The sequence below is a fragment of the Nonomuraea sp. NPDC001699 genome (assembly GCF_053596455.1).
The window spans coordinates 22,510-35,887 of record NZ_JBSFGF010000032.1; the positions used below are offsets into that span (position 1 = coordinate 22,510).

Annotated in this window: 11 protein-coding genes; 9 read left to right on the top strand and 2 right to left on the bottom strand. The window is 74.0% G+C overall.

Going from position 1 to position 13,378, the window contains the following annotated elements; all coding sequences use genetic code 11:
- Nucleotides 1–44 precede the first annotated feature (44 nt).
- From ACWCSU_RS47460 to ACWCSU_RS47500, 9 genes are all read left to right on the top strand, one after another.
- On the top strand, nt 45–1,481 hold the full coding sequence (locus ACWCSU_RS47460) for an MFS transporter (protein WP_449943027.1): 1,437 nt from the start codon (nt 45–47) through the stop codon (nt 1,479–1,481).
- A complete protein-coding gene (locus tag ACWCSU_RS47465) occupies nt 1,478–3,004 on the top strand; it encodes an FGGY family carbohydrate kinase (protein WP_449943029.1) in 1,527 nt (508 codons plus the stop codon). Before ACWCSU_RS47460 ends, ACWCSU_RS47465 begins: the two co-directional genes overlap by 4 nt.
- Complete coding sequence (locus tag ACWCSU_RS47470; protein ID WP_357705643.1) at nt 3,001–4,674, top strand: glycerol-3-phosphate dehydrogenase/oxidase; 1,674 nt, start codon at nt 3,001–3,003, stop codon at nt 4,672–4,674. Before ACWCSU_RS47465 ends, ACWCSU_RS47470 begins: the two co-directional genes overlap by 4 nt.
- Nucleotides 4,671–6,224 carry an FAD-binding oxidoreductase gene (locus ACWCSU_RS47475; protein ID WP_449943031.1) on the top strand — a complete coding sequence of 518 codons (1,554 nt, stop codon included), beginning with the start codon at nt 4,671–4,673 and terminating at the stop codon, nt 6,222–6,224. Before ACWCSU_RS47470 ends, ACWCSU_RS47475 begins: the two co-directional genes overlap by 4 nt.
- Before the next feature lie 10 nt (nt 6,225–6,234).
- On the top strand, nt 6,235–6,846 hold the full coding sequence (locus ACWCSU_RS47480) for a glycerol-3-phosphate responsive antiterminator (RefSeq protein WP_357705641.1): 612 nt from the start codon (nt 6,235–6,237) through the stop codon (nt 6,844–6,846).
- A 26-nt stretch (nt 6,847–6,872) separates the two neighbouring features.
- Nucleotides 6,873–7,790: a DMT family transporter gene (locus ACWCSU_RS47485; protein WP_449943032.1), complete on the top strand. Its 918-nt coding sequence runs from the start codon at nt 6,873–6,875 to the stop codon at nt 7,788–7,790.
- Nucleotides 7,790–8,890 (top strand): alcohol dehydrogenase catalytic domain-containing protein, encoded by a 1,101-nt coding sequence (locus tag ACWCSU_RS47490; protein ID WP_449943034.1) that lies wholly within the window; start codon nt 7,790–7,792, stop codon nt 8,888–8,890. Before ACWCSU_RS47485 ends, ACWCSU_RS47490 begins: the two co-directional genes overlap by 1 nt.
- 128 nt (nt 8,891–9,018) lie before the next feature.
- Entirely contained in the window at nt 9,019–10,515 is a 1,497-nt protein-coding gene (locus ACWCSU_RS47495; protein WP_449943037.1) for a carboxylesterase/lipase family protein, read from the top strand.
- A gap of 112 nt (nt 10,516–10,627) precedes the next feature.
- Complete coding sequence (locus ACWCSU_RS47500) at nt 10,628–11,185, top strand: hypothetical protein (RefSeq protein WP_449943039.1); 558 nt, start codon at nt 10,628–10,630, stop codon at nt 11,183–11,185.
- A gap of 16 nt (nt 11,186–11,201) precedes the next feature.
- Here ACWCSU_RS47500 and ACWCSU_RS47505 read toward each other — a convergent pair whose 3' ends face one another.
- Nucleotides 11,202–12,392 carry a MarP family serine protease gene (locus ACWCSU_RS47505; RefSeq protein ID WP_357705636.1) on the bottom strand — a complete coding sequence of 397 codons (1,191 nt, stop codon included), beginning with the start codon at nt 12,390–12,392 and terminating at the stop codon, nt 11,202–11,204.
- 123 nt (nt 12,393–12,515) lie between these two features.
- Nucleotides 12,516–13,310 (bottom strand): polyphosphate kinase 2, encoded by a 795-nt coding sequence (ppk2, locus tag ACWCSU_RS47510; RefSeq protein WP_357705635.1) that lies wholly within the window; start codon nt 13,308–13,310, stop codon nt 12,516–12,518.
- Nucleotides 13,311–13,378 lie beyond the last annotated feature (68 nt).

Here is a 13,378-nt window from a genome sequence, read left to right on the forward strand (position 1 = left end):
GGACCGCTGGCAAGGGATCACACCCCCCTGAAAGGCGGCCGGGCATGAGCGACGCCCCCGTGCAGAACACCTCCACCACGCCGATCCGCAACGCCGGAGACGCGGCCGACGTCATCAACACCCTGACGAGGCTGACCGGGCGGGCGAACTGGATCTGGTTCCTCGCCCTGGCGGGCCTGTTCCTGGACGCCTACTCCAACGCGGCCCTGGGCGCCGGCCTGTCCCCCATGGTCAAGCAGCTCGGCCTGTCGCCGGGCCAGGTCGGGGTGCTCACCGCCATGGCGCCGGCCATCGCCATCATCTCCAACCCGTTCGGCGGCTGGCTGGCCGCCCGGATCGGCCGGGTCAAGCCGCTGCTGCTGACCAAGGTGGTGTTCGCGCTCGGCGCGCTGCTCACCGCGGCGGGCTCGGACTTCCAGACCGTCTTCGCCGGCCGCGGCCTGGTCGGCATCGCGTACGGCATCGACTTCGCGGTGGCCATGGCGCTGCTGGCCGAGTACACCCCGTCCACGCTCAAGGGCAGGCTCAACTTCTGGCAAGGCGTCTGGTACACCGCCACGACCACGAACCTGCTGCTCACGCTCGTGTTCTACCGTTTCGACGTGGGCGCGGACATCTGGCGCTGGTCGGTGGGCTCCTCGGCCGCCTTCGCCGTCGTGCTGCTGATCCTTCAGCTGATGTTCCTGGTGGAGAGCCCGACGTGGCTGGCCGCCAAGGGACGCCTGCGCGAGTCCGCCGCCGCCCTGCGCCGCATGTACGGCTTCGCCGTCCAGGAGGACACCCGGCAGGCCGGCGGCGCGGCCGAGCAGGGGCGGCAGGTGGGGTTCGGTGACGCGGGCGTGCTGTTCCGCAGGCCGTACCTGCCGCGCACGATGTTGTCCACGGTCATCTCGCTCACCCAGGCCATGCAGTACTTCGCGGTCGGCTGGTACCTGCCGGTGATCAGCCTGGAGCTGTTCGGCAAGGAGTTCGAGAAGGCCACGATCGGGTCGATGGCGTTCAACGCGGTCGGCATCGTCGGCGGCTGCCTGGCCGCCTACACGGGCCGGCGCCTCGGCCTGCGGGTCAGCTCGATGGCCGGGTACGCGGTGGTGTTCGTGGCCCTGCTGGTGATGGGCGCGACGTTCAAGGAACTGCCGGTCGCGCTGGCCGCGCTGCTGCCGGTGCTGTTCATCTTCTTCCACTCCGCCGGACCGGGCCCGAACGGCAAGTCGATCGCCGCGCTGTCCTACCGCAGCGACATCCGCACCCTGGGCACCGGCGTGACCGGCATGCTCGGCAGCCTCGGCTCGGTCGCGGGCCTGTACCTGTTCCCGCAGCTCCAGGCGGGCATCGGGGTCGGCGCCAGCCTCATGGTGCTGTCGGTGGTGCCGCTGGCCGGCCTGGTCACCTGCCTGCTGATCAAGTGGGACCCCACCCGCGTGGCGGTCAACCTGGAGGAGGAGGAGATCGCGCTGCCGAAGAGGGACGGGCGCCGATGACCGGCCGCACCCGACGAGGGATTCTCAGCATCGACGAGGGCACCACGGGCACCCGCGCCGCGGTCGTCCTGGACGACGGCACCGCCGCCCCGCCCGCCTACCGGCCCATCTCGGTCCACTCCCCCGACCACCTGCGGGTCGAGCAGGACGCCATGGAGATCTGGACGAAGACCGCCCAGGTCTGCGCCGAGGCGCTGGAGTGGGCCCGCGCGCACGACGTCGAGGTCACCGGCGTGTCGATCGCCACCCAGCGCGCCACCGTGCTGCTGTGGGACACCGTCACCGGCGAGCCGCTCACCCCGGCCGTGGTCTGGCAGGACCGCCGGTACGCCGCCCGGCTGCGGGAATGGGAACCCGCCTGGGACGCCCGCCTGGTCGAGCACACCGGCCGGCCGGTCGGCTCGCGCGCCCCGCTGCTGTGGGCCGCCGACGTGCTGCGCGACGACCCGGCCGCGCGCCGGGCGCACGAGGCGGGACGGGTGGCGTTCGGGTCGGTCGACACCTGGCTGGTGTGGCGGCTCACCGGCGGCGCGCGGCACGTCATGTCCGCCACCAACGCGGTCGCCGCCGGCGCCTACGACCTGCGCACCGGCGACTGGTACGAGCCGTGGGCGGACTTCCTCGGCTGCCCCCGCGACGTGCTCCCGCGCATCCTGGACGAGGACGGCGACTACGGCCACACCGACCCGTCGGTGCTCGGCGTACGGCTGCCGGTGTTGTCGGTGATGGGCGACCAGCACGCCGCGATGATCGCGCTCGGCGCGCACCGGCCCGGCCAGGCCATGTGCGTGCACGGCACGGGAACGTTCCTGGACGCCGTCGCCGGCGACCGGCCGCCCGCGCATCGCCGCGCGGTGCCGGGCGTGCTGACGCTCGTCGGCTGGCGTTCGCGCGGCGCGGCGGTGTTCAGCCTGGAGGGCTACGCCGCCACGACCGGCTCGGCGGTGCGCTGGCTGTGCGAGGAGATCGGGCTGTTCGACTCGCCCGCCCAGCTGACCGCGCTGGCCCGCGAGCATCCCGGGCCGAGCCGGGTGCGTTTCCTGCCCGCGCTGGCCGGGATGCGCACCCCGGTCTGGTCGCCCGAGGCCACCGGCGTCCTGACCGGGCTCAGCCTGTCCACCACCAGGGCCGAGCTGGCCCGGGGCGTCCTGGAGGGCATCGCGCACTCGGTGTGCGACCTGCTCGACGGGGTGGAGCAGGCGCTCGGCGCGCCGGTCACCGATCTGTTCTGCGGCGGCGGGCTGGCCAGCAGCGACGTGCTGATGGCGAGCCAGGCCGACCTCGTCGGGCGGCCGGTCCGCCGCGCCCGCGCCAACGAGACGGCCAGCCTGCGCGGCGCCGCCTACCTCGGGGGCGTGCGCGCGGGGCTCTGGACCGACCTGCCCGCCGCCCTCGCCGGGCTCGGCGACGTCCCCGTCTTCGAGCCCACGTTGCCCGACGCCGCCCGCGAGGAGGCCCGTGCCGCCTGGCGCGACCTGCTCGCCCGGCACATCTCGTACCAACAGGAGGAATCCCCCTCGTGATCCGGCTTCCAGAACGCAAGCCCAGATCGGAGACCAGGAGCGCCATCCGGCGCACCCCGCTGCGGCTTGACCGTCAGGCGCAGATCGAGCGCCTGGCCGCCAGGCCGGTGGACGTGCTCGTCGTCGGCGGCGGCGTGACCGGCTGCTACGCCGCGCTGGACGCCGCGACCCGCGGCCTCAGCGTGGCGCTGGTGGAGCGCGACGACTTCGCCTCGGGCACCTCCTCCAAGTCCTCCAAGATGGTGCACGGCGGCCTGCGCTACATCGAGCAGGGCAACCTGCCGCTGGTGCGCCGCTCGCTGCTGGAGCGCCAGCGCTTCCGCCGCAACGCGCCCCACCTGGTGCGGCGGCTGCCGTTCGTGCTGCCGATCCTCGCCCAGGACGGCGTCTTCGACGCGCGCATCGCCAAGGCCTTCGAGGGCCTGCTGTGGACCTACGACCTGGCGGGCGGCTGGCGCATCGGCCGGCTGCACCAGCGGCTCAGCGTGGCCGAGGTGCTGGCCAGGGCGCCGCGCCTGCGCGCCGACCGGCTCAAGGGCGGCCTGCTCTACTACGACAGCCGCACCGACGACGCCCGCCTGACCCTGACCATCGCCAGGACCGCCGCCCACTTCGGCGCCACCGTGCTCAACGGCGCCACCTGCCGCGAGCTGGTCAAGGAGGGCGGCCGGGTGCGCGGCGCCCGCGTCGAGGTGGACGGCCGCACGGTCGAGGTGCGCGCCGGGGTCGTCGTCAACGCCACCGGCGTGTGGACCGACACCCTGGACGCGCTGTCCGACCCGGCACACCGCCCGCGGGTGCGTCCGGCCAAGGGCGTGCACATCGTGGTGCCGTGGACGCGGCTGCCGGTGGACGGCACGGTGACCGTCCCGGTGCCCGGCCGGGCCCGCCGCGCCACCTGCACCCGCTGGGGCGACGTGGTCGTGGTCGGCACCACCGACACCGACTACGACGGCTCGCCCGACGAGGTGCTGTGCACCCGCGAGGAGATGCAGTACCTGCTCGACGGCGCCAACACCGCCTTCGACGCCGACCTCACCCCGGACGACGTGATCGGCTCGATCGCCGGGCTGCGCCCGCTGGTCGGCGAGAAGGAGGGCGCCACGCTCGACATGAGCCGCGACCACCGGATCATCACCGACGGCTTCGGCCTGGTCACGGTCACCGGCGGCAAGCTGACCACCAGCAGGCACATGGGCGAGCTGGCGGTGGACGAGGCGCTGAAGGTGCTCGGCCGCAAGGCGCGCTGCCGCACCGCGCGGCTGCCGCTGCTCGGCGGCGCCGGCTACGACGCCGAGGCGACGACCGCGACCGGCGGGCTCGGCGCCCACCTGGGCGAGCGGTACGGCACCGAGGCCCGGTTCGTCGCCGACCTGATCACCGAGGACCCGTCGCTGGCCGGGCCGGTCGTCGAGGGCAGCGAGTACCTGCGGGCCGAGGTGGTCTACGCGGCCCGCTGCGAGCTGGCCAGGAACGTGGACGACGTGCTGTCGCGGCGCACCCGGATGCGGGTCTTCGCCCGCGACCTGTCGGTAGAGGCGGCTCCGGAGGTGGGCCGGTTGCTCCAGCGCGAGCTCGGCCTCTCCGACGACGAGGTGGCCAGGCAGGTCGAGGACTACGTACGCGGCGTGGACCGCGAGAAGAGCGTTCTGATGGAGGGACTTTCATGATCAGCAGGCAGACCGTCACCCATCCGTTCAACCGCGGCGACTACGTCGTGGGCGCGCCCACCCCGCCGCGCTGGGCCGCCGACTGCCCGCCGGGGACGGGCCCGGCCAGTCTCCAGGACCAGGTCGTGCCGGTCCCCGAGAGCGTGGTCGCCGAGCTGCGCGCGGTCGCCGCCGCCGTGCACACCGAGCGGGACGAGGTGATCCTGCGCACCCGCGACTGGTGGGCGGGCACCTCCATCGGCGAGACCGACGGCCGCCCGGCCACGCCGGAGGCGGTCGTCGTCGAGGTGGACGAGGAGGAGCAGGTGGCCGCCGTCGTGCGGATCTGCCACGAGCACCGCCTCCCGCTGACCGTCTCGGCCGGCCGCAGCAACGTGCTGGGCGCCGCGCTGCCCGTGCACGGCGGCGTCGTGCTGGACGTGTGCCGGCTCAACCGCATCCTGTCCTTCGACGCCGAGTCCATGATCGTCGAGGTGCAGGCGGGCATGTTCGGCGACCTGTTCGAGAAGGAGCTGCAGGAGACGCACGGCGTCACCACCGGCCACTGGCCGTCGGCGTTCGCCATCTCCACCGTCGGCGGGTGGGCCGCCTGCCGCGGCGCGGGCCAGCTCTCCACCCGCTACGGCAAGATCGAGGACATGGTGGTCGGGCTGGACGTCGTGCTGCCCGACGGCACCACGGCCAGCTACGGCACCTACCCCCGGGCCGCGGTGGGCCCCGACCTGCGGCAGTTGTTCATCGGCTCGGAGGGCACGCTCGGCGTGATCACCCGGCTGCGGCTGCGTACGCACCGGCTGCCCGACTACGCCAAGGGCATCGCCTACGGCTTCGCCACCTTCGCCGCCGGGCTCGACGCGTGCCGGGAGATCCTGCAGCGCGGCGCCACCCCGGCCGCGCTGCGCCTGTACGACCGGCACGAGAGCGGCACCCACTTCGGCGAGCCCGGCACCAACCTGCTGCTCATCGCCGACGAGGGCGACCCGGTGCTGGTCGACGCCGTCATGAAGGTGGCCGCCGAGGTCTGCGCCGAACGCGCGTCGGTGACGCTGGACGGCGACGCCGTCTTCGCCCGCTGGCTGGACGAGCGGATGATCGTCGGCAAGGCCGCCGACGGGTTCGTCCGGGGACCGGGGTTCGTCTCCGACACCTGCGAGATCGCCGGGCCGTGGTCCGCGCTGCCCGCCCTGTACGACGAGGTCGTGGCCGCCGTCGAGGCCGTCCCCGGCACGCTGCGCGCCTCGGCCCACCAGTCGCACGCCTACACCGACGGCGCGTGCCTGTACTTCTCCCTGCGCGGCGACGTCGAACGCGACCAGCGGCGCGCCTGGTACCGGGCCGCCTGGGACGCCGCCGCCGCGGTGCTCGTCAAGCACGGCGCGGCGATCAGCCACCACCACGGCGTCGGCCTGCTGCGCTCGCCGTACATGCGGGACGCGCTGGGCAGCGGCTACCCCACGCTGGTGGCGGTCAAGCAGGCGCTCGACCCGCGGGGCATCATGAACCCCGGCAAGCTGGGCCTGCCCGCGTCCTTCGAAAACCCGGCGCACTAAGGTGGATGCGGTGAACTCTCGCCACAAGGGCCCGCTGGATCGGCGCCTGCTCGCCGCGCTGGCCGAGCATCCCGTCGCCGCGTCGCTGGTGGGGGTGGAGATGGTCGAGCGGTTCACCTCCTCCCCCACGCCGCTCGGCATCCTGGCCTCGATCCCGCTCGGCGACCTGGCGGCCACCGTCAAGCGCACGGTGGCCGCCCAGAAGATCGCGTTCGTCAACATCGACTCGACCCCCGGCCTGGGGCACGATCCCGGGGCGCTGACGTACCTGCAGGGCATCGGCGCGGTCGGGATCGTCTCCACGCGGCAGGCGATGATCGAGCGGGCCACCGGGCTCGGGCTGCTGACCATGCAGAAGGTGTTCGTGACCGACCGGTCGAACCTGCGGCGCAGCATGCAGTCCATCACGCGGTCGCGGCCCGACCTGGTGCAGCTCATGCCGGCCATGGTGCTGCGGCACGTCGAGCGGCAGGTCAGGGCGGTCGGGGTGCCGTGCCTGGCCGCGGGGTTCGTCCAGAGCGCCGACGACGTGGTGGAGGCGCTGCGGCACGGGGCCGTCGGCGTGTGCACCTCCGACGAGGAGCTGTGGGGGCTGCGCCGCTCGGCCCTGCGCGCCTCCTGATCCCTCTCATCCGGAAGGACCATGCGATGACGCCTGCCCGCGTGCGGGAGACCGCCGCCCCCACGGTGCCCGTCCGGGGCGCCGGGAGGCGGTGGCCGGTGGCGCCCGCGGTGTTCGTCGTCCTGTGGAGCAGCGCGTTCATCGCGGGCATCCCCGGGGTCAGGGCGGCGCCGCCGTTGCTGCTGATGTTCGGCAGGTTCGCCGTCGCCGGGGTGCTGCTGGGGGCGTACGCGCTGGTCAGGCGGGTGCCGTGGCCCCGGGGCCGGGACCTGGCGCACGTGGCCGTGGCCGGGCTGCTGATCCAGGCCGTGCAGTTCGGCGCCTTCTACAGCGCGCTCGGCGCGGGCCTGCCGGCCGCGGTCGTGTCCCTGGTCCAGGGGCTGAACCCGGTGGTCATCCTGCTGGTCGGCCGGGTGCTGGGCGAGCGGGTCGGCGCCGGGCAGTGGGCCGGGTTCGCGCTCGGCCTGGCCGGGGTGGTGCTGGCGGTGGCCGACCGGATCAGCCTGTCCGCGTCCGGGGTGGCGCTGTGCCTGCTCGGTCTGGCCGGGCTCAGCGCGGGCACCCTCTACCAGCAGCGGTACGCCCCCCGCATGGACGCGCTGAGCGGCACCGCGACGCAGCTGCTCGTCAGCGCCCCCGCCGCCGGGCTGGCCTGCCTGGCCCTCGGCCCGGTACGGGTGTCGGACTGGACGGCCTTCGGCCTGTCGGTCGGCTGGATGGCGCTGGTCAACTCCATCGCGGCGTTCATCCTGCTCAACCGGATGTTGCTGCGCTCACCGGCCAGCCGGGTGAGCACGGTGTTCTTCCTGACCCCGGCCGTGACCGCCGTGCTGGCCTGGTCGCTGGCCGGGCAGCCGCTGCCCCCGCTCGCCGTCGCCGGGCTCGTCCTGGGCGGCTTCGGGGTGTTGCTGGCCAACCTCTCGACACGAAGAAGGGCGAACTGATGCGCATTCGCGGCGCGGTTCTGGAGGAGATCGGCCGGCCCCGGCCCTACGCCGGTTCGCGGCCCCTGTCGGTCTGCGACCTCGAACTCGACCCGCCGGGGCCGGGCGAGCTGCTGGTACGGGTGGAGGTGGCGGGCGTGTGCCACTCGGACCTGTCGGTGGTGGACGGCAACCGGACGCGTCCCCTGCCCATGCTGCTCGGCCACGAGGCGGCGGGCGTGGTGGAGCGGACGGGCCCCGGCGTCGACGACCTCGCCCCCGGGCAGCGGGTCGTGATGACCTTCCTGCCCCGGTGCGGCGGCTGCGACGGCTGCGCCACCGAGGGCGTCACGCCGTGCGTCCCGGGCAGCGCCGCCAACAACGACGGCACCCTGCTGAGCGGCGCGGTCCGCCAGCGCAGGGACGGCCTGCCGGTGCTGCACCACCTCGGGGTCTCGGCGTTCGCCACCCACGTGGTGGTGGACCGGCGCTCGGTCGTCCCCGTGGACGCCGACGTGCCGCCCGAGGTCGCCGCCCTGCTCGGCTGCGCCGTGCTGACCGGCGGGGGCGCGGTGCTCAACGTCGGCAGGCCGCGCCCCGGGCAGACGGTCACGGTCGTCGGGCTCGGCGGCGTGGGCATGGCGGCGCTGCTCACCGCGCTGGCCCTCGACGGCGTCCGGGTGATCGGCGTGGACGCCAACCCGGCCAAGCTCGCCACCGCCCGCGAGCTGGGCGCGCACGAGGTGTACGGCCCCGCCGACCTGCCGGGCGGGGCGGACGTCGTGGTGGAGGCGGCGGGCAACGCGCGGGCGTTCGAGACGGCGGTGAACGCGACGGCCCCCGGCGGCCGCACCGTCAGCGTGGGGCTGCCCGCACCCGGCGCCCGCGCCTCGATCTCGCCGCTCGCGCTGGTGGCCGGCGGGCGCAGCATCGTCGGCAGCTACCTGGGCTCGGCGCTGCCCGCCCGCGACATCCCGGTGTTCGCCCGGATGTGGCGCGAGGGCCGGCTGCCGGTGGAGCGGCTGGTCTCGGCCCGGATCGGCCTGGCGGCCGTCAACGAGGCGATGGACCAGCTCGCCGAGGGCGCCGCCCTGCGCCAGCTGATCGTCTTCGACGCGTGAGGGCGGCACGCCGTCCTCGCGTGGCCCGTACGGGGTGCGCGAACAAATGAGGTGCGGCGGAGCCGTCGCCGGGGTGAGGATGGCCGCGCACGGCCGTGAGAGCCGGCCCCCCGGATGAGGAGCGTGCCATGAGCGCCGTCGAAGGCGATCGCCCGCAGGTCACGGTGAGCACGGGCCGGCTGCGCGGACGGCTGGAGGGCGGCGTGGCCGTCTTCCGCGGCGTGCCGTACGCCCGCCCGCCGGTGGGCGGCCTGCGTCTGGCCGCCCCCGAGCCGGCCGAGGCGTGGGACGGGGTGCGCGAGGCCGCCGGGTTCGGCCCGCCGCCGCCGCAGTCCAGGCTGCTGGGCGCGTCCGGCGAGCCGGGCACGGACGGGAACTGGCTCACCGCCAACGTGTGGACCCCCGACCCGGGCGCCGCCCGGCTGCCGGTGATGGTGTGGCTCCACGGCGGCGGCTACATGTACGGCTGGTCCGGCGACCCCCTCTTCGACGGCCGCGCGCTGGCCCGGGACGGCGTCGTCGTGGTCACCGTCAACTACCGCGTCTCCGCCGAGGGCTTCGGCCTCTTCCGCGGCGCGCCGGCCAACCGCGGCCTGCTGGACCAGGTGGCCGCCCTGCGCTGGGTGCGCGAGAACGTCGCGGCCTTCGGCGGCGATCCGGACCGGGTGACCGTCTTCGGCGAGTCCGCCGGCGCCGGGAGCGTCGCGGCGCTGATGACCATGCCCGGCGCGGCCGGCCTGTTCCGCCGGGCGATCGCGCAGAGCGTGCCGGCCCTGTTCTTCACCCCCGAGCTGGCCGCCGACCTCGCCGCCGCGGTGTCCGGCGAGCTGGGCCTGCCGCCGCACGCCGACGAGCTGGCCCGCCTGTCGCCGGAGCGGCTGATCGGGGCGGGCGACGCGGTGGCCGCCAGGATGGGCGGCAACCCGCGATGGGGGCTCGCCGCGCACGTCCGCACGCCGTTCGCGCCGGTCGTGGACGGCGAGGTGCTGCCCGCGACGCCGTGGCGGGCACTGGCGGACGGGGCCGCGCCCGGGGTCGAGCTGGTCGTGGGCCACAACCGCGACGAGTACCGGCTGTTCATGGCCCTCGCCGGCGACCTCGGCCAGGTCACCGCAGAGCAGACGGCCACCGCGCTGCGGACGCTGGCCCCCGACCCGGCGGCCTACCGGGCCGCCCACCCGCAGGCCGACGAGGAACGGCTGTACGAGCTGGTGCACTCCGACTGGCTGTTCCGGATGCCGTCGCTGCGGCTGGCCGAGGCCCGCCTGAGGCACGGCCGGGCCCACCTGTACGAGCTGACCTGGCCGGCCCCCGGCATGGGCGGGATCCTGGGGGCCTGCCACGGGCTGGGCCTGCCGCTGACGTTCGGCAACCTGACCGAGGGCGCGGCCGGGCTGCTGCTCGGCCAGGAGCCGCCCCCGGACGCCGCCGGGCTGTCGGCCCGGGTCCGGGCGGCGTGGACCTCCTTCGCCGCGACCGGCGACCCGGGCTGGCCGGCGTACGAGCCGCGCGACCGGCGGGCCTGGATCATCGACACCGAGCCGGGCACGGCGGCGTATCCGGAGGAGGTGTCCCGTGCGCTGTGGGCCGGGCACGCCTTCGACCCGCTGCCGCTGCGGACGTGACCGCCCTGGCCTGCGGATCTTGTCGGTCACAGGTCACTTCCAAGTGGGACTGCACCAGGCTGGGCGATCGTGTCCGTCGTGCCGGAGAACCGGCGAGATCGACTGACCTGAGGTGACCGTGTACAAGAAGGCGTTTGCCGCTGCGGCGTCCGCCGTCCTGGCCCTGCCCCTGGCTCCCGCCGCGCCCGCGGCGGCGAAGCCGTCCGTCCAGATCGTCGAGGGGTACTCCGCGACGATCCGGGAGAACGACAGCAAGTTCTTCTGCCCGGCCGGCGAGGTGTTCATCGGCCGGTCCCACAACGGGGACGAGAACGGCTGGACGACGTACTGGTGCGGCCGGATCTGGATCGGCACCGAGCAGGTCGCCGTGTCCACCGCCCACCACCAGGAGGTCGCCACCGAGACCTACTCGTGGTTCGAGGGGCCGGAGAGCAACGCCCTGGTGGGCCGCGAGCACGACGGGGACGAGAACGGCGTCACCTCGGCCTACTTCGCGCTGCTCACCTGGCAGGGCAGGCCCGTGACGCTGGTGAACAAGCGCTGGTCGCAGACGTACAAGGAGAGCAGGCACGAGTCGAAGGCGAACCCGGGCGAGATCATGACCGGCCGCAGGCACTTCGGCGACGAGAACGGCGACACCGTCTACCAGTACGCCACGGTCTCGTACTGACCGGCGGGCCCGGCGGTCAGTCGCAGGCCTGGGTGCTGACCGGGTTGGTGGCCGTGGCCGCCTGGCGGGCGTCGGGTGCGACCTCGGCGGCCGTCAGCGCGTAGCCGGTCTCCACCTGGCCGGCGACGGCGGCGAAGATCACGCCCAGCACCCGGCCGTCGACGGCCAGCAGCGGGCCGCCGGAGTTGCCCTGCTGGATCTTGCCTCTGACCTGGTAGACCTCCCTGGTCACCTTCGAGGCCCGGTAGATGTCGGGGCTGCCGGCCCGCTGCCGGATCGCGACGCGGGCGGGTTCCGGCGTGAACCCGCCGCCGTTCGGGTATCCGGCGACCAGCGCGTCCTGGCCCTCCCGCGCCTGGGCGCCGAAGGTGAGCGGGGGCAGCCCGAGCCCCGGGACGTACAGGACCGCGATGTCCCGCCGCGGGTTGTACCAGACGACCTGCGCCGGGTGCGGCCGCTGCTGGTGGTCGACGACCTGGAGGTCCGTGTCCACCCCCGCCACGACGTGCGCGTTGGTCATGATGTGGTCGGGCGCGTACGTGAAGCCGGTGCCGGTGATGCGCTTGCCGCAGGAGGTGGCGGTCCCCTGGACCTGGAGGATGCCCGTCCGCGCCTGCCGCAGCGCCGGGCTGCGCAGCACGGCCACGTCCGGCGGCGGCACCCGGGCGGTGCTCATCCCGGCGATGGCGTCGAGCACCGGCGGGAAGTCCGACCGGTCGACGAACTGCTTGAAGGGCCGCTGCCAGTCCCGCGCCGCCTCGGGCACCGCCTCGTCCATCGTGGACAGCAGCGCCGAGCCGCGGATCTGCTCCACCACCAGCGCCCACGGGCCGGACACCAGCAGGCTGCCCACCAGCCAGGCGACCACCAGGACGAACGCGGCGTTGACCAGCCCGCCACCGACGGAATCCAGGATCAGGGCCGGCTCGCCCCGGATGTACGTGCGTAACCGCACCCCCAGCGTGGACGCGGCGAACTGCCCGGCCAGCGCGATCAGGAACACGATGACGACCGCCAGGGCCGTCTGCGGCATGTCGCCGGTCACGAGCGCGTCCGTGACGGCGGGGGCGACGGCGATCCCCAGCACGCATCCGGCGACGAACCCGATCGAGCTCGCCACCCCGACGACGAACCCCTGCCTGAACCCGGCGACACCGAAGCCGATCACCAGAACGACCAGGACGACGTCGAGCAGATCACCAGGCACAAGGAAAGACAATCACCTTTTCCCCGACAAGGGACCATTCCATCCGGTACGGCAGCTTTCCTTGATCCACTCGCCCCCGCGGAAAGGCCGGCCCGGCGCGCCGGGCAACGTGACAGCCCCCGATCAGAGCCCGGCCGTGACGTCGGGCACGTACCCGTCCGGGCGGCGCGGCGGACGCCGGTAACCGGTGGCGGGCGGCCGCGGCGGGATCTCCAGCGGCGGCCGCTCCACCCGCCGGTAGGGGATCGTGGACAGCAGGTGCGCGATCATGTTGATCCTGGCCCGCCGCTTGTCCTCGCTCTCCACCTCGTACCAGGGGGCCTCGGGGATGTCGGTGTGCACCAGCATCTCGTCCTTGGCCCGGGAGTACTCCTCCCACCTGGTGATCGACTCCAGGTCCATCTCCGACAGCTTCCACCGGCGCATCGGGTCCTCCAGCCGGTCGCGGAAGCGCCGTTCCTGCTCGGCGTCGCTCACCGAGAACCAGTACTTCCGCAGCAGGATCCCGTCCTCGACCAGCAGCCTCTCGAAGATCGGGCACTGGTGCAGGAAACGCGTGTACTCCTCCTGCGTGCAGAAGCCCATCACCCGCTCGACCCCGGCCCGGTTGTACCAGCTCCGGTCGAACAGCACGATCTCCCCCGCGGCCGGCAGGTGCTCGACGTACCGCTGGAAGTACCACTGCGACCGCTCCCGCCCGGTCGGCACGGGCAGCGCGGCGATCCTGGCCACCCGGGGGTTCAGGTACTCGGCGACCCGCTTGATCGTGCTGCCCTTGCCCGCGGCGTCCCGGCCCTCGAAGATCACCACGACGCGCCGCCCCTCGGCCCGCACCCACTCCTGCAGCTCCACCAGCTCCTGCTGGAGGCGGAGGAGTTCCTTCTCGTACGGCTTGCGGCGCAACCTGTCAGTCCCCATGCCTGCGGATTCTAGAAGCCGGCCCCTTCCGGGAGGCCGGAAGGTCACGGAGTTCAGGACGTCCGGCG